The organism is Methylobacterium sp., from assembly GCF_019745455.1.
In the GTDB taxonomy this organism is placed as follows: domain Bacteria; phylum Pseudomonadota; class Alphaproteobacteria; order Rhizobiales; family Beijerinckiaceae; genus Methylobacterium.
Map to the genome: position 1 here is coordinate 17400 of NZ_JAIETD010000042.1, position 24560 is coordinate 41959.

The window sequence follows — 24560 nt, forward strand, 5'->3', positions numbered from 1 at the left end:
ATGGCGGAGGGCGCCCACGAGATCATCATCATCAAACGCCACGGCGACCACGAGGAGGGTCACCACGGCGGCGCCTGGAAGATTGCGCTCGCCGATTTCATGACGGCCATGATGGCGCTCTTCCTTGTGCTGTGGCTGATCGGCTCGACCACAAAGGAGACGAAGACTGCCATCGCCGAGTATTTCAACCCGGTGAAGCTTGCCGACGTCACCTTCGATCGCCGAGGTTTGCGCGACCCGCAGAACACGCCCGGCGAAGCGCCGAGCGAAGGCGAGCTCGGCAAGACGGATGGCGGCCACGGCGAGGGCGGCAAGGGGGACGGCAAGAGCGGCGATGGCAAGAGCGCCGGTGCTCCCGGCAGCCGCGCTCGCGAGGCTGCCCTGTTCCAGGACCCGTACTCCGTTCTCGCGCGGCTCGCCGCCGAGGTCGAGTCCGACCGTGCCGATTCCGCCGATGCCGTCGTGACAGAGGCCGGCCAACCCGGCATCAGCGGCGGCGAAGCGGCACGCGATCCCTTCGATCCGCTCTATTGGCAGGTGGCGTCGCTGCCCAAGAACCGGACCGACACCCCCGGTGCCGCCAATACCGTCGCGCCACCTCCCCAGGACGGCCGGCCGGATGCACGATCCGCGAACCACGGCGCCGTCGTCGCCAAGGCTGACACGGCCAGGACCACCGCAGCCAAAGGCGATACGGTGAAGGGTGATGCCATCAAGGCTGCTCCCATCCAGTTGGCAGCGGCGGGCGAATTGCTGCCCGTCCTGGCTAACGCGAAACCGGCCGATGCGGCGGCACCTCCGGTTCCTCGCGAGGCTGCGAAGGAACCGGCCGTCGAGTTTCGACGCGAGGCGGCTCCCGAGGTCGCAGCCCCGGCATTGGGCGAGCCCGTGAAGGAGGCCGCGAAGGATCCGGCCAAGGCGGCGGCCGATGCGGCCGAAGCCGCCGCGGTCGCGGAGATCCGGGCAGAGATCGCCAAGGCCATTTCCGGCCTCGGAACCGGGGCGCCGGCACCGCAGATGGATGTTCGGCGCTCCGGCGAGGGGATCCTGATCAGTCTCACCGACGAGGCCAATTTCAGCATGTTCTCGATCGGATCGGCGGAGCCGCAGGCCAAGGTGGTCAAGGCGCTCGAGCGGATCGCCAAGGTCATCAAGGATCGTCCCGGTCGGATCGTGGTTCGCGGCCACACAGACTCGCGGCCTTTCCGTTCCGAGACCTACGACAACTGGCGCCTGTCGTCAGCGCGCGCGCAGATGGCCTCCTACATGCTCGTCCGCGGCGGCGTCGAAGATGCTCGCCTGGAGCGCATCGAAGGCTATGCCGACCGGCTTCCGCGCAATGCCGCAGACCCGAAGGCGGCCGAGAACCGTCGCATCGAGATCCTTCTGCGGGGGCGGCCCGAGTGAGACTCCGCGCTCGATTCCCAGGCCTCGCCCCGCTGATTCTGGCGGTGCTGCCACTCGTGCCGGCGAGTGCCGCCGATTCGAAGGGCGAAGGCGAGGCGAAGGCGCCGACCGCGGCGATCGAGCCGCTACCGATCGCCGCTTACTCGGTGCCGATCGAACTCGTCCGCACGCTCCAGCTACTTCAAGACCGCATCGCCCTCGGCTCGACGCAGGCGTTCATCGGCCAGCGCGCATTGGTCCAGCACGCCGAGGAGCGGATGCTGGCGCTGCAGCCGGAGACCTGGGCCGAGCAGAAGAACGTCCGGGCGGCGGTGACCTTCGCGCTGAGCGGGGGCGGACCTGGGCTGATGCGCCACCTCGTCGCCTCCGGAAAGGCCGGCGACGCCGAGACGCCTCTCATCCTCGGCACCCTCGCGTATCTGGAGGGCCGCGAGAAGGAAGCGCGAACGCTTCTCTCTAAGATCGATCCCAATGCCGTGCCGGTCGGCCTCGGCGCCCAACTCGCCCTGGCACAGGCTGCTCTCGCGGCGAGCGTCGATCCGGCGCAATCGGTGCGCCTCCTCGACCTCGCCCGCCTCCTGGCGCCGGGAACGCTCGTCGAGGAGGGGGCACTCCGGCGCGAGATCTTCGTGCTCGCCCAGACCGGCGACCTCAAACGGTTCGAGGCCCTCGCGATCCAGTACCTCCGGCGTTTTCGTCACTCGGTCTATGCCGGAAACTTCCGGCAACGCTTCGCGGCGGCGCTGACCCGCCTCGACTTTGCCAGCGACGGCGCCCGCTTCGCCAAGCTTCAGGCGATGCTTGACGAGATCGAACCAGAGGGGCGGCGCGACATCTATCTCCTCGTTGCCCGCGCCGGGCTCGACCAGGGCAAGACCAGCACGGCCGTCTTCGCCGCCGAGCGGAGCATCACCCTCGCCGACCCGGCTTCGCCCTTCGCGGTGCGCGCCCGCCTCTATCGTGCGGCGGCCCTCCTCGCCGCGGAGGGGCATTTCGACCACAGCATCGAGACCCTGCGCACGACGGATCGTCGCGTGCTCGCGGATGCCGACCTCGTGCTCCTCGACGCCGCCCTCGCCATGGCGGCGGAGATCCGCTCCGTGCCCGCCGCCAAGGCAGAGGCGACGACGACCGTTCCCGACTCGGCGACTCCGAAACGTGCCCTGCCGATGCCGGCCTCCATCGCCCGCGCGCAGGGAATGATCGATCGGGTCGACGCGATGATGAATAGGAGCAGCCGGTGAATACGCTCGGTGCCAACCTTGCTTCCGTCCGATCCGGCCCCGAGTCTCCGGCGAGCCGGTCGGGGCGCGACGACGATAGCGCCGTGGCGTTCGGCGCGATGCTCGGCGCTCTGGCCGGAGATGGAGCGCCGGGTGCCAAGCCGGCCCCGGCCGAACTGGAGCCCGAAACACCGCCGCCTCCACCGACAGATGCCGCTCCCGCCTCGACGCTCCTCAAGGCCCTGGACGCCGCTACGTCGGTTCCGACGGGCGGCATTCCCGGCGGCATCGAGAACCTGTTGGGGCAGACCGCACAGCTCACCCTGATTGCGCCTCCATCCGTGGCATCGACCGCGGCCATGCGGCGGGGCGGGCCTGCGGCGGGCATCGCAATGGCGGGCCTGCACGAAAGGCTTCAGGTCACCGTCCTGTCCCAGGAAACCCACTTCGCGCCGGTGAAGCCGCACCCGGTGACACTGATGCCGGTGCTGCCAGCGGCTGCCGAGGACGTCGGAGCGGCCAACCTCATCGGATCCACGCAGCCGGGACAGGTCTCCGCTGCAGTCCGGCCGGACACGTCCGCCGTCGCCAACGCTGCAACGGCGTTCGATGCCCTTTCGCCCTCGCATCTTGTCTTGGCGGCAGCGTCTATCCAGCGGGCGTCGCCAGAGCCGGGAGGACCCGACCCAGCCATCGCCACGGTTTCATCCTCGACGGCAGCGAATCCCCTATCCGGCCTTGCGATAGCGCCGGGCATTCCGAACGGAGTCCAGGGCACCGCAGAGGCCGATCCCGCACAGCCGTCAGGCGTATCGCCAGGTGCTTCGACGGCCACCCCGGCGCAGTCCTCACAGGTTGATGCGTCCAGCGCTGAGACCCCCGCTCCCGCGACTGGCGTATCCGGCCTCGCAAAAGCGACTTCGCCAGGACCATCGGGCGGAAAGTCGGTAACGGCCGAGACTTCGCCTTCGAACGACGATACCGAACGGCCCATGGCAAGCCCGGCATCGCAGGCGAATGCTGTCCGGTCTGTTCGTCCCGGATCACTGGAAGCGTCACCCGACGACCGGAACGGACGCCGGTCGGAAGACGCGAAACCCGTCATCGCCGCAACCGTGATTCAGGGCGCGCCTGCGTCGTCAGCGCCGCAGACCCTCCAGATGCCTTCGATCCCGATGCCTTCGCTCCAGGTGGCCGAGGCCGTGCTGGCCGAGGTCGGCCGTCTGCCGGGCGTGAGCGGTCCGGTCATCCAGTCTGGTGCCGAAGGACCGCTGCGGATCCTTACAATCCAGCTTCGCCCGGACGATCTCGGCACCGTCGTGGTGCGGATGCGCCTGCGCGGCGACCAGCTCGAGATGAGCCTTCACGCGAGCCGCGAGGAGACCGCCTCCCTCCTGCGCAGCGACGGCGCGGCCCTTGACGATCTTCTCAGAAGCGCCGGCTACCAGCCGGACCTCGTCACCGTCACCTCCGGGCGCGGCGAGGGGGCCGGTGCCGCTGACCCGGCGCGCGGCGGTGCTGCGGGCTCCTCGGCGCAGGGCGGATCGAACAGCGATCCCCGCCACGCCAATTCCGATCAATCCGGGCGCCGCCAGCCCGAACCCCGCGACCCGGAGCGTGCGGGCATCTCGAGGGACAGGACGAGCGATGAGACGAACTCTGTCGGTTCTGGCCGTCTCGGCCGCTATCTCTAGCGCCCCGGCGCCAGCGGCGGCCACCAATGTGTGCGAGCGCGAGATGGCAGGCGCCTCGGCCAAGCACGGCGTGCCCCTGGGCGTCCTCTACGCCGTCGGCCTGACCGAGAGCGGCAACAAGGGCTCACTGCAGCCCTACGCGATGAATATCGCCGGCAAATCCTATTTCGGGTCGAGCGCCGCCGACGTGATGCAGCGGCTCGCCCTGGCTCAGCGCAGCGGGGTCAAGCTCGTCGATCTCGGCTGCATGCAGATCAACCACCATTACCACCGGTCGCGGTTCACCTCGCTCGAAGGCATGATCGACCCGCGCCAGAACGTCGAATACGCCACCGTCTTCCTGAAGGAGCTGAAGGCGCGTGAAGGAAGCTGGACCCTCGCCGTCGCGCGCTACCATGCCGGGCCCAACAACAATCCCGCGCAGAAGATCTATGTCTGCCGCGTCATCGGCAACATGGTCGCGACCGGCTTTGGACAATGGACCCCAAATGCCCGGAGCTTCTGCAAGTAGATCGATGCTGAACGGGCGCTCAGCCGATGAAGGTGTAGCCGATGAAGCGCTTGGCCTCGATCGGGTCGTAGCCAAGCCGCGTGCTGAGCTTCTTGCGCAGCTTGCTCACGTGGCCCTCGATTACGCTTTCCTCGACGCCGTTGCTGTAGACGCCGTAGACCACGTTGTAGATCTGCGTCTTCGTCATCCGGCGCCCCTTGTTGCGGACGAGGCATTCGAGGATGTGACGTTCGCGCCGGGGCAGGGCGAGGACCTCGCCGTCGATCTCGGGATCACGTCCGTCGAAATAGACTTTGAGGCGGTCGGTCGAGGCCGATTTCTCGCCCACCTGCGGCAGGCCGCCATTGACCCGCCGCCAGATCGCTTCGGATCGCGCCAGGATTTCGCGGACATGGACGGGCTTCGGCAGCACGTCGTCAATGCCGGCATCAAGGAGGACCAGGGTGTCGTCGAGATTGCGCACGTCGCTCAGCGCGATGATCGGCGCGCGCGACAGCTTGCGGATCGCGCTGGCGCATTTGGCGCGCTCCTCGAAGTCTCCGAGGAGAAATCCCTGGATTGCTTCCCTGTCGCCGCGCGACGAGGCCTGGAACCAGCTGGCGAACTCATCCGGTGCGAGGCCAAGGGACGAGATGCCCTCTCGATCGAATCTGGCCTTGTACCCGGCATTCACTGATTGCCGCGCATCGACCAGGATGTACATCGTCGATCTCTCCGGTTCCTACGCAACCGTCATCGTGACCTAAGCAACTCTCGCGACCGATCCGAGGGAATGCCGCTTTAATGGAGCGGCAACAATGCTTCGTCACAGCATTGTCGTGCGAATGACGCTGCCCACATCGAGCTATCGCCCCACTGGATTGCAGATGGGTATAGACCGCAACTTCGTGAACATTCGCCCACGCCTTTGCTGCCCAGCATCTACTCGCAGATGCGATTCGACGATTTAACCTATGAATGTCGCCGGGCATTCATATGGTCAATCCAATTCGGAGCACCGGGTCAGACAAATCGCGTTTCCGACTCAAAAAACTCGCCATCTATGGGCAAGCAGCGAGGTTTGTTCAACTAACAGTCGAAAACCAGGTTCGCCGCTCGCGGGAGCCGAGGTTCAAGCCGCGGCCGGCCGCAGTCGAGCATCCGCCAGTGCGCTCGCGAAGCCGTCGAGGTTGAACTGCGACGGGCTTTGGTCTGCCAGGATGCGCTGAATCGCAACGCCGACATAAACGCCGTCGAGGATCAGCTTGAAGAAGACCGTCACGGGCTTCGTCACGAACTCCATGTCGAGGACGACGGTCAGCGAGCGGCCCCAGTCGAACCGGATGTCGGCGCCGTCGGCATAGGCGATCGTTGCCTCCTTGAAGAAAGGCTCTGCGGAGGAGGCCACCAGGTCGGCGATGTTGCCGTGGCGCTCGCCCTTGACCCAGCCGATCAGGATGCCGCCGTCGAGGAGGCAAAGTTCGGCGATGAAGTCGCGGATCGCCGTTGCGAAGACGCGCTCGGCCGCTCCGAGCACATCGTCGTCCCTCAAAGGTTCGCCGTCTGACGAGCGCGGAAGTGCTGTCATGTACGGGTCCTCGCGAACAGGAAGAACAGGATCTGGGCCACTGCGCTGTAGAACTCCGCGGGGATCATCCGGTCGACCTCCACACTGTCGTACAGGGACCTTGCGAGAGGCTTGTCTTCCACGACGGGAACGCCGTTCGCCTCTGCAATTTCTCGGATGCGAAGGGCGAGAAGGTCCTTACCCTTGGCGAGCACGAGGGGAGCGGGCTGTTCTTCTCGGTTGTAACGCAGGGCGATGGCATAGTGAGTCGGGTTGGCGATCACCACGGTGGCCTCTTTCACCGCCGAGAGCATGCGTTTGCGTGACCGGTCCTGCGCCAGAGAGCGCAGGCGACTCTTGATCAGGGGGTCGCCCTCGCTCTGCTTGTGCTCGTCCTTGATGTCCTGGTGGGACATCCTGAGCGACCGCTGCCAGCGAAGGCGCGACCAGACCAAATCGGCCGCCACGATTACGATGGTGGCGATACTGACGACCGAGATCAGCCGGATCGAGACCGTGAGGATCAGGTCGGGGATCTGGCTCGGATCGGAGAACATGGCATTCATGGCTTTGTTGCCCTCCGAGCGCAGGAGCAGCAGGGCGACGAGTGAAACCGATAAAAATTTAAAGACCGATTTCAGAAATTCGATTTGACCTTCCTTGCCGAAGATCCGTCCCCAGCCCTTCGCCAGCGATACCCGTGACCATTGCGGTCGGATCCGCTCGCCGACGAGGCTCGGGACGTTCTGGAGGAGGGATGCCGCAAGGCCGCAGAGCCCGAGGATCGCCAGGATCGGGACGAGGAAGCGGGCCACCGCGAGGGCGGTGCCCTGGAACAGCATCGCGGCGTCCTGGCTGTTTTCCAGCGCAAAGCCCCGCGGATGGTCGAGCAGGGGGGACAGGTCTCGAACAAGCGGCCCGACCCCGTCGCGGACGACGAAGCTCAGGGCGATGAGGAGCCCGAGAATCGATGCGAAGATGGGTGCTTCGCGGGAGAAGGGGACATTGCCCTTCTCGACGGCATCCCGAATCTTGCGTTCGGTCGCCGCTTCGGTCTTGCTTTCGGGATCGTGATCATCCGACACGGGACGGGCCCGGCCGCATGGTCAGGGTCGCCGTGGCCTCAGCGGATGAGGGCCTCAACCTCGCCTCCCGCATTGATCTCGATCTCGCCGCGGCCCGCCATCTCCATGGCAAGGTCGGTGATGCTGCGGCGCGCCTCCATGACGTCCTTCGCCGCGGCGGGCTCGCCGCCATTGAGCTCGTGCTCGACCATGCGCCGCACGCGGGCGGAGAGAGCGCCCAGTACCACGTTGCGGAACTCGGCATCCGTGCCCTTGAGCGCGAGGACGAGGCGGTCGTTCGGCACGGAATCGAACAGGCTCGTCCTCGCGCGCGGAGCCAGCTTGACGATGTCGTCGAAAGTGAAGAGCAGCCCCTTGAGGATCTCGACCGATTTCGGCCGCGACTCGCCCAGACTCGTCAGCACCTCGTCGATCTGGGTGCGCTCCATCTTGTTGATGATGTCCGCCATCTTGGCGTGGGTATCGGCGCCCGAGTTGCGCGATCCGTTGATCAGGAAATCCTCGAGAAGCCCCTTCTCGATGGCTTGGCGGACCTCGTCGACGATCGGCTTGAACGACAGCATCCGCCGCATGATGGTGTTGCGCAGAGCTTCCGGAAGGTGAGCCATCACCTTGGCGGCGGCACTCGGCTTGATCTTCGAGAGGACGAGAGCGGCCGTCTGCGGATGCTCCTTGACGAGGTAGCTCGCCAGCATCGTCTCCGATACGGTCGACATCCGTTCCCAGACTGACCTGGTCACGTCGCCCCGCAGGTCGGCGAGGATATCCGAGAGCTGGTCGGCCGGAAGGAGGCCGGTGAGCAGCTTCTCGACCTCCTGAAGAGTGCCGACAAGGCTGCCGCCCGCCGAGAACTCGCCGGAGAAGGTCTCGACGATGGTGTCGAGCTGGTTCGAACTCACCGCCCCGAGCTGGGTCGCCGATCGGGTGATCTGGCGGATCTCCTCCGGCTCGAAATACTTGAGCAACCGGCCGGCCGCCGGCTTCCCCATGGCCAGGAGCAGCGCCGCGACCTCGTCCACCGGATTGAGCTGCCGGAGATTGCCCTGAACCTTGGCCGGAAGAGTGGACATCGCCTGCTTTCAGCCCTCAGCCATTATGGCCGGAATCGGCCGGACCGACGATCTCGGTCAAGGAAACGCCGAAGCGGGAATTGTCCTCCTCGACGACCACGATCTCGCCGCGGGCGACGACCCGGCCGTTGACGGTGATGTCGACCGGCTCGCCGACACGGTGGTCGAGGGGCACGATGGCGCCGCGTCCGAGCTTCATCAGGTCTGCCACCGGCATGGTCGCCGACCCGAGCACCACCTGGATCAGCACCGGGATGCGCAGGATCGAATCCAGGTTGCGACCGTCGCCGACCCGGGGCTCTCCGTCGCTGGAAATGCTCGGGAAAGACGGAGTTGCGCCGGTAGGGACGGCGCTGGCGCTGTCGAAGGGGCTGTCGCTCATCGGCCGCTCATTGGGTTTCAAAAGATTTTGCAATGTGTGGGGCTTGTTCGTTCAAGGCCAGAACATCCGGTGCCATCAGCCGCTCGAGGTCGTCGGACGGTCGACGTGGGGCTGGTGGGCCGTGGCGATTTCGCCGGCGAGGCTCCGGCGGCTCGCCTCGAGATCCGAGAGGGTCTTGCGGGCCTCGTCGATCTTCACGGTCAGGTCCTCCAGGATGGCCCGGCCCTCGGTGCTGAAACTGCGGACCGCAGCCCCGGCGCTGGCGAGCGCATGGCCGGATTCGGCGAAGATCCGACCGTACTCGGCCTGGGTCCGGTCGAGGCGCTTGAGCTTGAGGTACATCGGCACCACGCAGGCGCTCGTCACCACGAGAGCCAGCAGCAGGACGGTGTCAACGAGCGGCGTCATCTTCGGCGGCTTCCTTTCGCTGCGCAATGGCTTCATCGACCCGTAGGACGTAGGATCCCTGCGCCTGGCCCATGTGGCACCAGAACAGGGGTCGGTCGTTGCCTTCCAGCATCACCCGCGTCGCAGGGGTGGCATCGAGGCCGATGACCTGGCCGACCTTGAGGTCGGCGATCTCGCCCAGCGTCAGGGTGCGCTCCTCCAGCACCGCCCGCAGCGTCACCTCGGCCTTCTGGACCTCGGCGGCCATCTGACGGGTCCAGCGCGGGTCGCGGGCCGCCGTATCGCCGGTGAGCGCCTTGGCGAGACGCGGCCTCATCGGGTTGATCGCCGAATGCGGCATGATCACCAGCAACTCTCCGCCGCGATTGAGCGCCTGGATCATGAAACGGGCCTCGACCGCCTTGTTGCTGCGGCCGCCGATGACAGCGAATTCCATCCTGGTCTCGGTGCGCTCCAGCCGGAACGTCGTCGCGGAGACGAGGGAGAAGGACGATTCGAGAGCCTTCCCGATCTGCTCGAAGATCATATGGGCGAGGCGGAGTTCGATCGCCGAAAACGGGCGCTCGTCCTCCACCGGCGGCTCTCCGCCGTCGGCTCCGAACAGGGCCTCGACCATGGTGAAGATGAAGTCGCGGTCGAGGGCGACGAGGATGTGGCTATCCCACTCGGCGGCGTGGAAGATCCCCGCCACCGCGTTGTTGTCGCAGGCATCGAGCAGCTCGCCGAAGGGGCCGTTCCTGATCCCCGTGAACGAGAAGAACACCGAGGATGCGACGAGGTGCTTGAGGTTGTCGGTGCAGGCACTGGTCAGCCGGTCGAACACCACCGCCAGCATCGGCAGGCGCTCGAGGGAGAGGCCGCCCGCTTCCTTGAGGCGTATCTTCAGGTCCGTCGGATTGGCGGTCGGTTGTCCGGTCATGCGGCCTCCCGCGGCGCTCCGCCTGTCACGGTCGCATTCTCGACCTCGTCGATGGTCGGGCGGTCTCCCGACGAGATGCCCTTGCGCCCGTGCTCCACCGCGATCTGCGGCACCGCTCCGTTCATGTATGCCAGAAGGCTCTGCTTGACGATGATATAGACCCGGCCTTGCTTCTCGCGGGTGGTCTTCACCTTGAGGGCGAAGGGCGCAAGCACACCGTAGGACAGGAAGATGCCGACGAAGGTGCCCACGAGTGCGGCGCCGATGAGGCCGCCGAGGATCTGGGGAGACTGGTCGAGGGCCCCCATCGCCTTCACGATACCGAGGACCGCCGCGACGATGCCTAGAGCCGGAAGCGCCTCGGCGACCGTGGTGAGGGCGGCATAGGGCTTGAGGGCGTCGCGCTTCTGGCCGGTGATCTCTTCGTCCATGAGCGCCTCGATCTCATGCGAACGCGCATTGCCGATCAGGATCAGGCGCGCGTAGTCGCAGATGAACATCACGAGGTCCTTGTTCTTGGCGACGTCTGGGTAGGTCTTGAACAGCTCCGAGTTCTCGGGGTCGTCGAGATGGGGTTCGACCTCGTTCCGGGGTTTGTTCTTGAGTTCCCGCATGAGGGTGTGAAGCAGGCCGAGGAGGGCGAGAAAGTCCTGACGCTTCGGCACCTTGCCGGTGAGTGCCTCCATCGATGCGCGGCCCGTGTCGACAACCGTCTTCATCGGGTTGGCGATGACGAACGTACCCGCCGCCATGCCGCAGATGATGACGTATTCCCAAGGCTGCCAAATGACGATGAGGTGGCCGCCCATGGCGACGAAGCCGCCGAGCATCGAACCGATGGCGATGACGAGACCGATGAGGACGCTCAAGGCTGCCGCCTCCACTGTGACCATGTCACGATGGGAGCGGGGATAGGGTGGATCGCTTGCGTGGGGCTGGCACACCCCCGACTCCGGAGGCGCGTTGTTCAGGCGCGCCCGAGAGCCGATTGCCTCACGTCATCGTCGGCCGGCGCCGTCGCCACCTCGCGGGGAGATGAGATTCCTGCGGCTCGGGGCAGCGACAAGGTGACGACGAGACCATGCGGCTCCCGGTTCGCCAGACTGATCTGTCCGGAATGGGCCTCGACGATCGCCGTAGCGATGGAAAGGCCGAGGCCGAAGCCTGGCGTCTCGTCGAGGTTTCGTGCGCGGTCTCCTCGGACGAAGGGCTGGAGCATCGCCACATGGTCCGCAGCGGGGATGCCGGGGCCCTCGTCTGCGATGGCGACAGTGGCTCCCGCCGAAGTCGCCGCCATGCTCACGCGCACCCGCCGGCCGTATTTCACCGCATTGTCAACGAGATTGGAGATCGCCCGTTGGAGTTCGTCGGATCGGCCATTGATCAGGACATGTCTCAAAGTCTCGGCCTCTACGTCCGCGCCCATGTCGGCGAAGTCGTCGCAGACCGTCTGGACGAGCGCGGCGAGATCGAGGGGCGCCATCTGGTCCTGCTTGCGTCCGTCGCGGACGAAGGACAGGGCGGCCTCGACCAGGGCGTTCATCTGGTCGAGGTCCCGCAGGGTTGCCGCGCGGGCGTCGTCGTCGTCGATGAACTCTGCCCGGAGGCGCATGCGGGTGATCGGCGTGCGCAGATCGTGGCTGATGGCTGCCAGCATGCGGGTGCGGTCGTCGATGAGGCGCGTGACGCGGTCGCGCATCCGTCCGAGCGCACGGGAGACCGTGAGCACCTCCTCGGGCCCGCGATCTGGAAGCGGCGTGCTATCGTCCACTCGGCCGAAAGCCTCGGCCGCCTCGGCCAGTCGCGCCAGGGGGGCCGCGAGTGCCCTCGTCGCCCAGACCGAGAGAACCGACAACATCGCGGCTAGAAATACGATCGTGCCGAGAACCGGGCCCCAGCGGTACGGCGGGGCGATCAGGCGGAACGGAACCCGCGCAGAGATGATCAGGCGGCTCGGCGTTTCCACCGTGAGCCGGGCCACGCCGTCCTCGCTGAGATCAGTCGATTTCGTCAGCGGGAGCACCTGGTAGCCGGCGCCGAGGTTCTGCAGGAGCCTCGGCGCCTGGGGGTGTGCCTCGCTGCCCGCATCTGCCGGAGCGGCTTCGTCCAAGCTCAGGTCCATCGACGGCTCCGCGGCTCTGGCCAAGGCGAAGACCACCTGTCGCTGGTCGGCCTGAGCGGTCTCGAGCATGCGTGCGACCACAGCGAGGCGATTGGTGACGCCTCCGGGCGTATCGACGGTGCGCCAGGGTCCGGCGCCGGCAAAAAAGAGAGCGATGGCGATGAGGATATGCGTGACGACGATGGTCATCACCACGAGCACCGCGATCTGGCCGCTGACGCTGCGGGGGACCGGAAAGCTACGCCGCGACGTGGCGGGCTCGTCCGGACGGGCTCGATCGCCGATGGGGTTAGTCATGACTCCCTAGATGCTCCGCCTACACTGTCACCAGCAAACCTTCCTTTGGCTTTCCGGGCACCGCAGGAGCCAAGCACACCGATGTTTCCGGGTTATCTCTGGCGACTGACGACCTCCGACGAGGAGCTTGATCACGAATTCTCTGCCGCCACGACGGCGAAGGTGAGGACGTCGACGGCCTTGGCGCCGCCGCGCAGGAGTGCCCGGGCGGCAGCGTTCGCGGTGGCGCCAGTTGTACTGACATCGTCGACGAGCAGCACGCGCCGTCCCTGCAGGCGTGCCTTGGCCGCCTCCGGAACCCGGAAGGCGCCCTGAAGATTGGCGGCGCGGGCGGGCCTGCTGAGACCCACCTGCGAGCGAGTGGCCTTGACCCGCTCGAGGCAGCCCGGGTCGTAGGATCGTCCCTTGTGCCCGGCGATGGCCTTCGCGAGAAGCGCCGCCTGATTGAAGCGCCGTCGCCAGAGACGCAGGCGGTGGAGTGGCACCGGAACGACGCAATCGGCCTCGGTAACGAGTTCGGTCCCCGCTGTCTCCATCATCCGCGCCATGACCGCTGCAAGGTCAAGACGGTCCTCGTACTTCAGGCGGTGAACCATCCGGCGCGCGACCTCATCGTAGACGGCGACAGCCCGTGCCCTTTCGAAGGCCGGCGGCTCGGCGATGGCACGTGGCGAGATCAGTGGCCCGACACCTAGATCCACGCTGAAGGGCGTCCCGAGCCGGGAGCAATAGGGCTGTTCGATCAGGGTCAAGCGTGTCCAGCAGGCAGGACAAAGGGCGTGCGCGTCGGCGGTGGCTCCGCCGCAGCCGGTGCAGCTCGGCGGATAGACGAGGGTCAAGGCCGCATCTCGGAACGTCCGGCAGCAGTTCTCAAAGAATAACCGCAAGGGTTGCATCAGTCTGAGATGACACCCGCTCGGCGTCTTGAAAAGCCCCCTGCCGGCTCCACGCCGGTCGAACGGCTCTTTTGGCCGCCGCATCCCGGCTCCAGCCGCCTACCTCGCTCTCAACTGACGTCGCCGGTTCTTCAGAGGCCGCATGTGCGGCGCTTAACTGTTTCTTGAGTACGAATGACTAACATTTGTTATTATGAATGCATCCCAGATCCCGACTGCGATGGTCGGAGCATTTGCTTTCTTTACCCTGGTTCTGCCGCTCGCCGCCCTTGTGCCTGCGCGGTCGGGCGGACCTGTTCTGGTGGTCGGAGACCCGTGGGCGGAGGGGGACGCGGCAATCACGGTGATCGCGCGCTCCGAGGGCGCGATCGTCCGCATGAGCATCCTTCCGTTCATCGCTGTCGCGCGGTCCGACGATCCCGACTTTCATGCCCAGCTGCATCGCGCGGGCGCCTGGATGACCCTCGACGCCTCATGGGCGCTGGGCTGCCGACCCGAACCAACCTTCAAGGACGATTCACGCGCATGAGCACGAACGGCTTCACCCTGGACCGCATCAGGACGTCGTCGGGACGGATGTTCGTCGGCTTCCTCTGGCTCAACGCCATCCTCGTGGTAGCTGTGAACACCTGGCGGGGAACCTTCGCGAGTTTCGGACTGGCTGCCGCCGCCCTGGCCCTTGCCGCGATTCCGACGCTCGCGGCGGCGCGCGACCTCACGGGACCACGGACGCGGCTCCTCGCCAGCCTGGGTCTCGCGGCTCTCGTCGCGATGCTGGTCGCGGTGTTCGAGCAGGGCGGCCGCGGTCAGACTCTGCAGATCGACATCCACATGTACTTCTTCGCCTGCCTCGCGATCGTCGCAGCCCTCCTCGATTGGAAGGCCTTGATCGCCTATGCGACCGTCGTCGCGGTGCATCACCTCGGCTTCGGACTCGTGCTTCCCGCGCTCGTGTTTCCCGACGGCGGCGGCATCCAGCGGGTCGCCCTTCACGCTGTCATCCTGATCGCACAGACCGCCGTGCTGGTCTGGCTGGTCTTCCAGATTCAGAAGGGCGTCTCGGCCAGCCGCGCGCTCGCCCGCACCGAAAGCGACAAGCAGGAAGCGGAAGCCCTGAAGGCGAAGGCCGAGGAGCAGGCTCGCCGGGAGGTCGTGCGTGCCGCCGCCGTAGAGCGCCAGGTGCATTCCTTTCAGAGCGCCGTGGCCGACGTCGTCCAATCGATCGAGACCTCACTCGCCGCCATGGAGTCGAGCGGCCATGCCATATCCGATGTCGCCCGGCGTGCCGAGCAGGAGACAGACGGCGCCTCGGCTCGCACGATCCAGGCGGGCGACAACGTCCGCCGGGTCGCGCAGACCTGTGACCACCTTACCGCCACCGCCGACGAGATCTCGCATCACCTCGACGCCACGAATGCCGCCACGCGCGCGGCGAGCGACGATGCGCGCCAGACCGGTGAGACCGTCAACCAACTCATGGCCTCCGTCGAGCGGATCGGCTCGGTCATCACGACGATCCGGTCGGTTGCAGAGCAGACCAACCTCCTTGCGCTCAACGCCACCATCGAAGCCACCCGCGCAGGTGTCGCCGGCCGTGGATTCGCGGTAGTCGCCACCGAGGTGAAGAGCCTCGCCGGGCTGACCGCGAGCTCGACCGAGGAGATCGCGACCCAGATCCGGGACGTTCAGAGCGCGACCGAACAATCCGTGGCATCCATGCGGGCGGTCGCCACCCGGATCGACGATGTCGAGCGCACGGCCGCCGCGATGGTCGACGCCATCGGCCGCCAACGCAGCGCGACGCAGGGAATGGGAACCGATATCGGCGCCGCCCTGTCCAATGCCGAGGCGGCATCTACCGGGGTCATTCAGGTGGCTCGGACGGTCGGCACCACCCGCGCGGTCATCGATCAGGTCCAGGCCTCGACCGATGCCGTACGCAAGCAGGTAGGGGTCCTTCGCGGCGTCACCGCCGGGTTCGTGAAGGAACTCGGAGCCTCGCGACGGGCGTGAGGCTCGCAGGCCGCCCCGCCCGCATGCCATAGCTTTTCCTCGATGGATCGGGACGGCTCCTGCCGTCGGCGGCAAGGGGAGGGGACATGGTCCGCAGGCGTCATACGCCGACGAACGAGGCTCTCGGGGAGATCGCGGCGCGCCTCGGCGCGAAGCTCGATGCGGTGGCTTTGGATCTCCTGCGGCAGCAACTCAATCTGCCGGAGTTCGACGGGGAACCCGATGAGGCGGACGTCGCGAAGGCGCTGCATGCGCTCGAAGCGCGGCGCCTCTTCCTGCAGAGCGGTCTTGGCGAACTGGCCCGGACCCTGCCGGACCTGAAGGTGACCGCTGGTGCGGATGGAGCGCTTGGCGCCTCGCTCTCCGTTACGATGCCGATCCTCGATGACGGACGCATGGACCTGCGAGTGGACGCCCCCGCGCAGGAGGCGGCGTCGATCCTCGACGAAATGGCCGAGCGCAACGATCCGGTCTGGCGGCTCGATGACCTGCGCATGTTTCTCGAGGCCGAGCGGGCCTCGGTAAACCGGGCGCTGCGCAAGCCCGTGGACCGTCTGCGTCAGCAGGTCCGCGTCGACCTCCAGGACGTCGGCGCCGACGCGGCGACCTATATCGCGCATCTCGACCGCTCCCTGCGCTCGCGCCGCTTCGCCTTCGGGCCTGATCTCGCCCGAACCTTGCTCGACACGCTCAAGCCTGTCCGCACCCGTGCCAGGGTGCTGGCGCAGGAGGACTCGCCGCGCCGGCGCCTGCGCGACCGGGTCGGGTTCGGGGCCTATATCGACCGGCTCACGGCCGCGCGCCGGCTCAACCGCCGCATCGTTTTTCACATGGGGCCGACAAATTCGGGCAAGACCTATGCGGCATTGGAGCACCTCACGGCCGCCGCCACCGGCACTTATCTCGCGCCCCTGCGCCTTCTTGCCCTGGAGAACTACGAAGCGTTGCTGGAGCGCGGCTTGCGCGCCGGGATGATCACCGGCGAGGAGGTGCTGGGCGAAGCCGAGCCGACCCACACCTCGCGCACCATCGAGACCGCGGATCTGCGCCGTACGGTCGAGGTCGCCGTCATCGACGAAATCCAGATGATCATGGACCCGGATCGTGGGTGGGCCTGGACCAACGCCCTGTTCGGCATCCCGGCCCGCACCGTGATCGTCTGCGGTTCGGAGGATGCCCTATCCTTCGTGCGGCGTGCGGCGGAGGCCGCCAACGAATCCCTCGACGTCGTCGGCTTCACCCGCAAGACGCCGCTGCGGCTGATCGACGAGCCGGTTCCCCTGGACCGCGTCGAAGCCGGGGACGCCGTCGTCGCGTTCTCGCGCCGGGCCGTGCACGAGAACCGCGAAGCCCTGATCGCGGCCGGTCACAGCGTGGCGACGATCTACGGCGCGCTCTCGCCAGAGGTGCGCCGCGCCGAGGCCGCTCGGTTCCGTGGCGGCGACGCCGAGATCCTGGTGACGACCGATGCGGTGGGCATGGGACTCAATCTCGGGCCCCTCAAGCGGGTGTTGTTCTCGGTCGTCCGCAAGTGGGACGGCAAGGCCGAGCGGCCGCTCACCCATTCGGAGATCCGGCAGATCGCCGGCCGGGCGGGCCGCTTCGGACATCAGGAGGCCGGCTATGTCGCGGCCCTCGACGTGGCCGGTATCGCGCCCCTGCATGCCGCGCTCGGTGGTGCCATCACGGCGCCCGCAGCCGACCCGCGCTTCTTCGTCAGGCCAGACCTCGTCGCCATCGAAGCCATGGGTGAGGAGATGGGCACCGACAGTCTGGAGGCGATCCTGCGCCACTTCGCCGTTGCGACGTTCTACGAGGGTTCGCCGTTCCAGCCAGCCGACCAGGACGCGATGATAGCCGCCGCAGCCAAGACCGATCAGGTCGCCCTGTCGATCGCCGACCGCTTCGTTTTCGCAATCTGCCCTATCGATCGGCGTGACGCGATCTCCTGCTCCATCCTCGACCGCTGGATGGAGGCTTGTGCGGAGGGAGCGGAAGTGGATGCATTGCGTCCGGGCAATGTTCATGACCTTGCCGAACAGGAGCGGCTGGTACGACTCGGCAGCGCCTATCTTTGGCTCGCGCGCCGCTTCCCTCGAATTTTCATAGCTGTCGACGACATGCGTGCGATGCGCGGCGCGGCCAATGCGGCGATCGAAGCCTATCTTGCCGCGATTGCGAGATCCGCCGTCTTTGAACCAGGGCGTCGAACTCAGATTGCCCGAGGGCCAGCGGCCTAGCTTATCCAGACATCGACGATGCCAGTTCGTCATTCCGGGCGCCGAAGGCGAACCCGGAACGACAGGAAGGGTCCACGACCCTCGATGTGGAAAACGGCAGTCCGACTTTGGAGCTTTGCCTCAGAGCGGCTTGGCGTTCTTCATCGACATCAGGTTCATGACGGCGAGGCCCAGCCACGGACCGACGAAGACCAGGAAATAGAAGAAGCTCATGCTCACGCTCCCATCAGCCTGCGGCAGGATGATTCCGGCCGTCCGGAACGATAAGTCCCAATCCTTGACTCGGTTTCAAGCCGTCGCCTGCTTTCCCGGTCGTTGATCAGACCTCCTCGGACCCTCGGGATCGCCATCAGCCCGCCCCGATGATCTTCCGCGAGCAAGCGGTATGGGTGTCGCGATATCCGAGATGCTCGTAGAATGCCGTGACCGGATGATTGTTGTCACGAGGATCGCGATCTCTGGCTTCGACATGGGTTCCTCACGAAGTGGCGATTGCGTTGCCGAACGCAGGTCCGCATGATCCTTCGCTGACGCTCGTGCGTTGCCGCCCCGAACGCAACGCACGAGGAGTTCAGCCATGAGCAGTGGCGCCACCGCCAGCGACAGCCCCTTCATGAAGGGCCGGAACGCCCGCCTCTACGGGCGAACCCCTGATAGCTGCCCGTATCCCGAGGGAAGCCAGGAACGGATAGCCTGGATGGAGGCCTTCGAAGAGGCCGTCGATAACAGGCCAGAGGCGGAATCCGGCGGCGATACCAAAGGCGAACCCTGAAGCCCTAAGGGCGATCAGGTACCCCGCGGCTTCGCCCGGCGGGTCGGAGGCTCGGCGATCGGGTCCTCCGGCCAGGGGTGGCGCGGGTAGCGCCCACGCATGTCGGTGCGCACTCCAGCCCATGAGCCGCGCCAGAAGCCAGGCAGGTCTCGGGTGATCTGGATCGGGCGCGAGGCCGGCGAGAGCAGATGCAGTACCAATGGCACCTGACCGCCGGCGAGTGCCGGATGACGGTCGAGTCCGAACAATTCCTGGACTCGCACCGCCAGGACCGGGCCGCCCTCGGCCTCGTAATCGACCGGGATACGGGACCCCGTCGGCACCTCGACATGGGTCGGGCACTCGCTGTCGAGCCTGTGACGTAACTCCCATGGCAGCAGGCCCGACAAAGCCCGACCCAGCGTATCCGCCGAGATGGCGTTGAGGCTTATCAGGCCATTCAGTTCGGGCGCCAGCCATTCCGCTGCCGTGGATGCCAAAGCCTCGTCGGAGACGTCCGGCCAAGGCTCCCCCTGTGCCGCCCGCAAGAAACGTATCCGTGCGCGCCATTGCGACAGGGCCGGAGTCCAGGGGAGGGAGTCGAGGCCGATCTCGGCGATGCCTCGGGCCAGGATGCATGCGGATTCGCTATTCGCCGGTACGGGAAGGGTGCGTTCAGCGAGCGTGACCGCTCCCAGCCGTCTCATCTCGCGCGCGCGCAGGCTGCGCGCGCTTCTTTCGAAGGTGACTGACGTCGTGGTCTCGATCCAGTCAGCGAACAACGCCTCGATCGCCTCCTGCGAGATCGCGGCCCCAGCCAGAATGCGCGCATTGCCGGCCGAGCCCGCGAGTTCCGCCGCGACGATGTAGTGCTCCCGCGCCAGCGCCGAGGCCGGGTCGAGCCGGCCGCCACGGCCATTGACCAAGACGAACTCGCCGTCGCGGCCTCGTGCGCGAGCGATGCGGTCGGGATAGGCGAGGGCCAGGAGGTAACCCGGGCCAAAGGGATCAACGCCACTGCTCCGGAGAGCCGCCTCGCCGGCCTGGCGTGCCCAGCCTTCGGCGAGCCGGCGCATGTCCGCCGCCCGTTGCCCACGGTCGCGACCGAACCGCTCGATTCTGTCGGCGAGGTCAGCACCGTCGCCGCCGAGGCCGCGCTCCACGATAACGGCGGCGAGGCGGGCGGCCTCTGACGCCGCGCCGGAATCCGCCGCGCTCACAACCATCCTGGCGAGGCGCGGCGGGAGGGGCAGGGCGCGCAGGCGGCGTCCGTCCGGAGTCAGGCGCCCATCCGCATCGATGGCCGAGATTGCCTGAAGCATCGACTTGGCTTCCTCGAGCGCCGGCCCTGGCGGCGGATCGAGGAAGGCGAGGCTGCGCGGATCGAGGACGCCCCATGCGGCGCAATCGAGGACCAGACCGGCAAGGTCCGCCGCGAGGATCTCGGGCTTGCCGAAGGCCTCCAACGCGCTGGTAGCGGCCTCCGGCCACAGCCTGTGGCAGACGCCCGGCTCGGTGCGTCCGGCACGGCCGCGGCGCTGATCGACGGAGGCACGTGACGCCCGCGCCGTGACGAGGCGTGTCAGGCCGGTCGCCGGCTCGTAAACCGGGACGCGCGCCAGACCGGAATCGACGACGATGCGGACGCCCTCGATCGTCAGCGAGGTCTCGGCGATGCTGGTCGCCAGAACCACCTTCCTTCGTCCCGGAGGAGCAGGGGAGACCGCCCGATCCTGCTCGGCCGGGGTGAGGGCGCCGTAGAGCGGGGCGACATCGACATCCTCGCCGACCCGGTCTTCCAGGAACGTGGCGACGCGGCGTATCTCTCCCTGTCCCGGCAGGAAGGCCAGGACCGAGCCGGCATCGGCCCGCAACGCCCGCAAGATGGCCTCCACCATGGTCTCCTCGATCCGCTTATCGGGCGCGCGGGGCAGATGCCGGGTCTCGACCGGATAGGCACGGCCCTCCGACTCGATCACCGGCGCGTCGCCGAGAAGCTTCGCCACGCGGGCGCCGTCGAGGGTCGCCGACATGACGATGATCCGCAGGTCCGGCCTCAATGCGCCCTTGGCGTCGAGGGCGAGGGCGAGGCCGAGATCGGCATCGAGCGATCGTTCGTGAAACTCGTCGAACAGGATCGCCCCGACGGCGCTAAGTTCGGGATCGTCGAGGATCATGCGGGTGAACACACCTTCGGTGACGACCTCGATCCGGGTACGAGCCGACACTTTCGAGCCGAGCCGCACCCGAAGCCCGACGGTCTCCCCGACTTTCTCGCCGAGCGTCGCGGCCATTCGCTCGGCCGCACCGCGGGCGGCGAGGCGGCGTGGCTCCAGCACAATGATTTTATGGTTCGGCCTCAGCCACTTGGCATCGAGAAGCGCGAGGGGGACGCGAGTCGTCTTGCCCGCGCCGGGAGGTGCGACGAGTACCGTGCCGGAGGAGGCGTCGAGGGTGGCGAGGAGCCGCGGCAGGACCGCATCGATGGGAAGGGCGGTATCCGGCGGAAGGCTGACGGGAGCGGTCATGAGAAGGCTGGTGCGATGTGAGACGCGAAACCGCAAGTCTCGCGTGGTCGATGCGAGCTGCATCCTGTTCGCCTGAGAGGTCCCGCCATGCGGAGTGAGTTCTCCCCGGTCTCGGCTGAGAGACGAATGCAATCTTTCGTGGAACAGGTTGGACACAAGTGAATTGTTAGCCCGGCGCCAATCGGGCGATTTGACGGAAAGACCACATGAACAAGCTTACTCTTACCCTTGCTGCCAGCCTGTTCATGGGTGGCCTCGGCATCGGCCTGGCTCCGGCGTCCGCCGCTTCCGCCATGCCGGCAGCATCGGTCCTCGCCGACCAGCCCGTAGCCAGCGAGGCCGGCTACCACCACCGTCGCGGCATGCGCCACCGCCACGGGATGCGTCATCGTTCGATGCGCCGGATGCAGCCGCGCATGATGAGCGACCCGAATTCTCGCAATCCGTCACAGCCGGGATACCAGCAGCAGAAGGGCAACACCTCGGGCGGCCCGCGCTACTGAGGCTGATTCTGTCGCCGAAGCGACAACCAGGAGTTTGACGAAGGGGCCGGTGCGAAGAGGCGCCGGCCCTTTCTTGTTTTAGGTGGCAGTTGGGATCGAGGAGCTTCTCCCCAGGGCAATGGCCGCGCTTCGCTGCTTCGACCGCCTCGTTCTGGTATCACCGCGCCATGTCAGAGCGTCCTGCCCGATCCTTGCCCAAGGCGGTTGCCACGTCAGACGTCGTCACGGCCCTCGACAAGGCCGGCGCCACGCCGATGATGGCTCAGTATATCGAGATCAAGGCCGCCAACACCGATTGCCTCCTGTTCTACAGGATGGGCGACTTCTACGAGTTGTTCTTCGAGGATGCCGAGATCGCATCGCGGGCGCTCGGCATCGTGCTGACCAAGCGCGGCAAGCATGGCGGCGCCGATATACCGATGTGCGGCGTGCCGGTGGAGCGCGCCGACGACTACCTCAGCCGCCTCATCGCCCTGGGCCATCGCGTCGCCGTTTGTGCGCAGACCGAGGATCCGGCTGAAGCGAAGAAGCGAGGGCCTAAATCGGTCGTAAACCGCGCCGTCGTCCGCCTCGTCACCCCCGGCACCATTACCGAGGACCGGCTGCTCGATCCGGCCCGCGCCAGCATCCTGCTCGGAATCGGCCGGCGCAAGCTCGACGACGCCAGGTTCGGCTACGGCCTCGCCGCCATCGACATCTCCACCGGGCGCTTCTCGCTGACCGAAGTGGAAGGCGGCGAACTCGCGGCAGCCATCGCTCGCCACGAGCCGCGCGAGATCGTCCTGTCCGAAGCGATCCATGCCGACCCGGGTCTCGCGCGCCTGTGGCGCGAGACGCAGGCCGCCGTGACGCCTCTGCCCCAGGCGGAGCTCGAGCCAGCCTCGGCGGAGCGGCGCATCAGGGAGCAATTCGGTGTCTCGACCCTCGACGGGTTCGGCAGCTTCAGCCGGGCCGAGATCGCTGCAGCCGGCGCAGCCCTCCTCTACGTGGCCCGCACGCAGGTCGGAGCGAAGGCGACCCTGACGCCGCCGATGCGGGAGGCGAGCGGCACGACGCTCTCGATCGACGCGGCGACCCGCGCCAATCTCGAACTCACCCGCACCTTGTCGGGCGAGCGCGGCGGCAGCCTGCTCGCCGCCATCGACCGGACGGTGTCGGCCGCGGGCGCAAGGCTGCTCGCCGAGCATCTCGCCGGGCCACTCACCGAGCTTTCCGCCATCGCGCGCCGGCACGAGGCCGTGACCTTCCTGGTGGAGGACGGCGCTCGACGCGGTGCGCTCCGCGAGACGCTCGCCCGCGCGCCGGACCTCGCCCGCGCCCTGTCGCGCCTCGGCCTCGGCCGGGGCGGCCCGCGCGATCTCGCGGCCCTGCGCGACGGCCTCGACGCGGCCTCGTCCATCGCCGACCGGCTCGGCGCCCTCAGCCCCATTCCCGAGGCCCTGAGCGAGATCGCCGGAAGCCTCGCCCGGGTCGATCCAGGCCTCGTCGAGACCTTGCGCGCCGCGCTCGCCGACGACCTCCCGCTGAACCGGCGCGACGGCGGCTTCGTGCGCGAGGGCTACGATGCCGAGATCGACGAGACCCGGCTGCTTGGCCAGGATTCCCGCAAGATCGTGGCCGCGCTCCAGGCCCGCTACGCCGAGGAGACCGGCTGCCGGACCCTGCGGATCAAACACAACCACCAGCTCGGCTACTTCATCGAGGTGCCGCAGGCGGTGGGCGAGGCCTGCCTCAAGGGTCTGATGCGCGAGACCTTCGTCCATCGCCAGACGATGGTCGACGCAATGCGGTTCACAAGCCTCGAACTCGGGGCGCTCGAATCGAAGATCGCCGGCGCCTCGGAACGGGTCCTGGCGCTCGAAGGCGCGATCTTCGAGGCGCTGGCCGCGAGGGTGCTCGATCAGGCCGACATCATCGCGGCCTGCGCCGAAGGGCTCGCCGCCCTCGACGTCGCCGCTTCCCATGCCGAGCTGGCGGTGGAGCTCGATTGGTCGCGCCCCTTCGTCGACGACAGCCTCGCCTTCATCGTCGACGGTGGCCGCCACCCCGTGGTGGAGGCGGCGCTGCGGCGCTCGGGCGAGCCCTTCATCCCCAACGATTGCGACCTCTCCGGCGAGGGGCGCGGGCACATCCGCCTCATCACCGGCCCGAATATGGGCGGCAAGTCGACCTTCCTGCGCCAGAACGCGCTCATCGCCGTGCTGGCGCAGATGGGCGCCTTCGTGCCCGCGAGGCGCGTCCATCTCGGTGTCGTCGACCGCCTGTTCTCCCGGGTCGGCGCCGCCGACGACCTCGCCCGCGGGCAATCGACCTTCATGGTCGAGATGGTCGAGACCGCCGCGATCCTGAACCAGGCGTCGCGCCGCTCCCTCGTGGTCCTCGACGAGATCGGCCGCGGCACCGCCACCTTCGACGGTCTCTCGATCGCCTGGGCGTGCCTCGAACACCTGCACGAGCAGAATGGCTGCCGCGCCCTGTTCGCCACGCATTTCCACGAACTCACGGCGCTCGGCCAGCGCCTCACACGCCTCGACAACGCGACCCTGAAGGTGGCCGAGCACAAGGGCGAGGTGGTGTTCCTGCACGAGGTCGTGCCGGGGATCGCCGGACGCTCCTACGGCCTGCAGGTGGCGCGCCTCGCGGGGCTTCCGGCGAGCGTCGTGGCGAGAGCGAGTGCGATTCTGAAGAACCTCGAGAGCGCCGAGCGCGACCGCCCGAGCCGCCCGCGGATCGACGACCTGCCCCTCTTCGCCAGCCTCGCCCCGCCGCCTCCGCCCGAACCTCCCCCGCCCGAGCCGCAGCGCGACGAGCTTGCCGCATTGCTCGATACGATCGAACCCGATGCTCTGACTCCGCGGGACGCGCTCGATGCGCTGTATCGGCTGAAAGCGCTCAGGGCGGAACGGCAAGGCTGAGGCCGACACGCGGCAAGCACGCTTTCCATCTCGCTCCTGCGTCCTAGGTT

21 protein-coding genes are annotated in these 24560 nt (G+C 67.2%); 10 read left to right on the top strand and 11 right to left on the bottom strand.

Going from position 1 to position 24560, the window contains the following annotated elements; translation table 11 throughout:
• The 4 genes from K2Y56_RS10390 to K2Y56_RS10405 are packed head-to-tail and all read left to right on the top strand — an operon-like array spanning position 1 to position 4835.
• Positions 1-1407, top strand: a complete 1407-nt coding sequence (locus tag K2Y56_RS10390; RefSeq protein ID WP_292507302.1) for a MotB family protein — start codon at positions 1-3, stop codon at positions 1405-1407.
• Complete coding sequence (locus K2Y56_RS10395) at positions 1404-2651, top strand: chemotaxis protein MotC (RefSeq protein ID WP_292507303.1); 1248 nt, start codon at positions 1404-1406, stop codon at positions 2649-2651. Before K2Y56_RS10390 ends, K2Y56_RS10395 begins: the two co-directional genes overlap by 4 nt.
• A complete protein-coding gene (locus tag K2Y56_RS10400; protein WP_292507304.1) occupies positions 2648-4324 on the top strand; it encodes a flagellar hook-length control protein FliK in 1677 nt (558 codons plus the stop codon). The genes K2Y56_RS10395 and K2Y56_RS10400 overlap by 4 nt, the downstream gene beginning before the upstream one ends.
• A complete protein-coding gene (locus K2Y56_RS10405) occupies positions 4278-4835 on the top strand; it encodes a transglycosylase SLT domain-containing protein (RefSeq protein ID WP_292507305.1) in 558 nt (185 codons plus the stop codon). Before K2Y56_RS10400 ends, K2Y56_RS10405 begins: the two co-directional genes overlap by 47 nt.
• Before the next feature lie 19 nt (positions 4836-4854).
• On the opposite strand, the gene K2Y56_RS10410 is transcribed toward K2Y56_RS10405, so the two are convergent.
• From K2Y56_RS10410 to K2Y56_RS10455, 10 genes are all read right to left on the bottom strand, one after another.
• A complete protein-coding gene (locus K2Y56_RS10410; RefSeq protein WP_292507306.1) occupies positions 4855-5538 on the bottom strand; it encodes a response regulator transcription factor in 684 nt (227 codons plus the stop codon).
• A gap of 408 nt (positions 5539-5946) precedes the next feature.
• Positions 5947-6402 carry a hypothetical protein gene (locus K2Y56_RS10415; RefSeq protein WP_292507307.1) on the bottom strand — a complete coding sequence of 152 codons (456 nt, stop codon included), beginning with the start codon at positions 6400-6402 and terminating at the stop codon, positions 5947-5949.
• Positions 6399-7466 carry a flagellar biosynthesis protein FlhB gene (gene flhB, locus K2Y56_RS10420; RefSeq protein ID WP_292507308.1) on the bottom strand — a complete coding sequence of 356 codons (1068 nt, stop codon included), beginning with the start codon at positions 7464-7466 and terminating at the stop codon, positions 6399-6401. Before flhB ends, K2Y56_RS10415 begins: the two co-directional genes overlap by 4 nt.
• Positions 7467-7504: 38 nt before the next feature.
• Positions 7505-8536, bottom strand: a complete 1032-nt coding sequence (locus K2Y56_RS10425; RefSeq protein WP_292507309.1) for a flagellar motor switch protein FliG — start codon at positions 8534-8536, stop codon at positions 7505-7507.
• Positions 8537-8552: 16 nt separating this feature from the next.
• Positions 8553-8918, bottom strand: a complete 366-nt coding sequence (gene fliN, locus K2Y56_RS10430; protein WP_292507310.1) for a flagellar motor switch protein FliN — start codon at positions 8916-8918, stop codon at positions 8553-8555.
• A gap of 75 nt (positions 8919-8993) precedes the next feature.
• Positions 8994-9326, bottom strand: coding sequence for a hypothetical protein (locus K2Y56_RS10435; protein ID WP_292507311.1), 333 nt, complete (start codon positions 9324-9326; stop codon positions 8994-8996).
• Complete coding sequence (locus K2Y56_RS10440) at positions 9310-10245, bottom strand: FliM/FliN family flagellar motor switch protein (RefSeq protein WP_292507312.1); 936 nt, start codon at positions 10243-10245, stop codon at positions 9310-9312. Before K2Y56_RS10440 ends, K2Y56_RS10435 begins: the two co-directional genes overlap by 17 nt.
• Positions 10242-11114: a flagellar motor stator protein MotA gene (motA, locus tag K2Y56_RS10445; protein ID WP_292507313.1), complete on the bottom strand. Its 873-nt coding sequence runs from the start codon at positions 11112-11114 to the stop codon at positions 10242-10244. Before motA ends, K2Y56_RS10440 begins: the two co-directional genes overlap by 4 nt.
• 98 nt (positions 11115-11212) lie before the next feature.
• Positions 11213-12664, bottom strand: a complete 1452-nt coding sequence (locus K2Y56_RS10450) for an ATP-binding protein (RefSeq protein WP_292507314.1) — start codon at positions 12662-12664, stop codon at positions 11213-11215.
• A gap of 131 nt (positions 12665-12795) precedes the next feature.
• Positions 12796-13560, bottom strand: a complete 765-nt coding sequence (locus K2Y56_RS10455) for a ComF family protein (protein ID WP_292507315.1) — start codon at positions 13558-13560, stop codon at positions 12796-12798.
• Positions 13561-13780: 220 nt separating this feature from the next.
• Here K2Y56_RS10455 and K2Y56_RS10460 point away from each other — a divergent pair, with 220 nt between their 5' ends.
• The 4 genes from K2Y56_RS10460 to K2Y56_RS10475 all read left to right on the top strand — a co-directional run bounded on the left by K2Y56_RS10460 (position 13781) and on the right by K2Y56_RS10475 (position 18585).
• Positions 13781-14089, top strand: a complete 309-nt coding sequence (locus K2Y56_RS10460; protein ID WP_292507316.1) for a hypothetical protein — start codon at positions 13781-13783, stop codon at positions 14087-14089.
• Positions 14086-15573 (top strand): methyl-accepting chemotaxis protein, encoded by a 1488-nt coding sequence (locus tag K2Y56_RS10465; protein WP_292507317.1) that lies wholly within the window; start codon positions 14086-14088, stop codon positions 15571-15573. Before K2Y56_RS10460 ends, K2Y56_RS10465 begins: the two co-directional genes overlap by 4 nt.
• Before the next feature lie 86 nt (positions 15574-15659).
• Entirely contained in the window at positions 15660-17813 is a 2154-nt protein-coding gene (locus K2Y56_RS10470; protein WP_292507318.1) for a helicase-related protein, read from the top strand.
• A 577-nt stretch (positions 17814-18390) separates the two neighbouring features.
• The gene (locus tag K2Y56_RS10475; RefSeq protein WP_292507319.1) at positions 18391-18585 is read left to right on the top strand and encodes an Rmf/CrpP family protein; all 195 of its coding nucleotides are present in this window, start codon (positions 18391-18393) and stop codon (positions 18583-18585) included.
• Between the two features lie 14 nt (positions 18586-18599).
• On the opposite strand, the gene hrpB is transcribed toward K2Y56_RS10475, so the two are convergent.
• A complete protein-coding gene (gene hrpB, locus K2Y56_RS10480; protein ID WP_292507320.1) occupies positions 18600-21092 on the bottom strand; it encodes an ATP-dependent helicase HrpB in 2493 nt (830 codons plus the stop codon).
• Between the two features lie 206 nt (positions 21093-21298).
• Between hrpB and K2Y56_RS10485 the strand changes: the two genes are divergently transcribed.
• Both K2Y56_RS10485 and mutS read left to right on the top strand, forming a co-directional pair.
• Complete coding sequence (locus tag K2Y56_RS10485; RefSeq protein ID WP_292507321.1) at positions 21299-21595, top strand: hypothetical protein; 297 nt, start codon at positions 21299-21301, stop codon at positions 21593-21595.
• A gap of 167 nt (positions 21596-21762) precedes the next feature.
• Entirely contained in the window at positions 21763-24510 is a 2748-nt protein-coding gene (gene mutS, locus K2Y56_RS10490) for a DNA mismatch repair protein MutS (protein WP_292507322.1), read from the top strand.
• Positions 24511-24560: the final 50 nt, after the last annotated feature.

Excerpts from the sequence above, each read along its gene's own strand:
- K2Y56_RS10390 (WP_292507302.1), top strand. The coding sequence starts at position 1 with ATGGCGGAGGGCGCCCACGAGATCATCATCATCAAACGCCACGGCGAC.
- K2Y56_RS10405 (WP_292507305.1), top strand. The coding sequence starts at position 4,278 with ATGAGACGAACTCTGTCGGTTCTGGCCGTCTCGGCCGCTATCTCTAGC.
- K2Y56_RS10410 (WP_292507306.1), bottom strand. The coding sequence starts at position 5,538 with ATGTACATCCTGGTCGATGCGCGGCAATCAGTGAATGCCGGGTACAAG.
- K2Y56_RS10415 (WP_292507307.1), bottom strand. The coding sequence starts at position 6,402 with ATGACAGCACTTCCGCGCTCGTCAGACGGCGAACCTTTGAGGGACGAC.
- K2Y56_RS10425 (WP_292507309.1), bottom strand. The coding sequence starts at position 8,536 with ATGTCCACTCTTCCGGCCAAGGTTCAGGGCAATCTCCGGCAGCTCAAT.
- fliN (WP_292507310.1), bottom strand. The coding sequence starts at position 8,918 with ATGAGCGACAGCCCCTTCGACAGCGCCAGCGCCGTCCCTACCGGCGCA.
- K2Y56_RS10435 (WP_292507311.1), bottom strand. The coding sequence starts at position 9,326 with ATGACGCCGCTCGTTGACACCGTCCTGCTGCTGGCTCTCGTGGTGACG.
- K2Y56_RS10440 (WP_292507312.1), bottom strand. The coding sequence starts at position 10,245 with ATGACCGGACAACCGACCGCCAATCCGACGGACCTGAAGATACGCCTC.
- K2Y56_RS10450 (WP_292507314.1), bottom strand. The coding sequence starts at position 12,664 with ATGACTAACCCCATCGGCGATCGAGCCCGTCCGGACGAGCCCGCCACG.
- K2Y56_RS10455 (WP_292507315.1), bottom strand. The coding sequence starts at position 13,560 with ATGCAACCCTTGCGGTTATTCTTTGAGAACTGCTGCCGGACGTTCCGA.
- K2Y56_RS10460 (WP_292507316.1), top strand. The coding sequence starts at position 13,781 with ATGGTCGGAGCATTTGCTTTCTTTACCCTGGTTCTGCCGCTCGCCGCC.
- K2Y56_RS10465 (WP_292507317.1), top strand. The coding sequence starts at position 14,086 with ATGAGCACGAACGGCTTCACCCTGGACCGCATCAGGACGTCGTCGGGA.
- K2Y56_RS10470 (WP_292507318.1), top strand. The coding sequence starts at position 15,660 with ATGGTCCGCAGGCGTCATACGCCGACGAACGAGGCTCTCGGGGAGATC.
- K2Y56_RS10475 (WP_292507319.1), top strand. The coding sequence starts at position 18,391 with ATGAGCAGTGGCGCCACCGCCAGCGACAGCCCCTTCATGAAGGGCCGG.
- hrpB (WP_292507320.1), bottom strand. The coding sequence starts at position 21,092 with ATGACCGCTCCCGTCAGCCTTCCGCCGGATACCGCCCTTCCCATCGAT.
- K2Y56_RS10485 (WP_292507321.1), top strand. The coding sequence starts at position 21,299 with ATGAACAAGCTTACTCTTACCCTTGCTGCCAGCCTGTTCATGGGTGGC.
- mutS (WP_292507322.1), top strand. The coding sequence starts at position 21,763 with ATGTCAGAGCGTCCTGCCCGATCCTTGCCCAAGGCGGTTGCCACGTCA.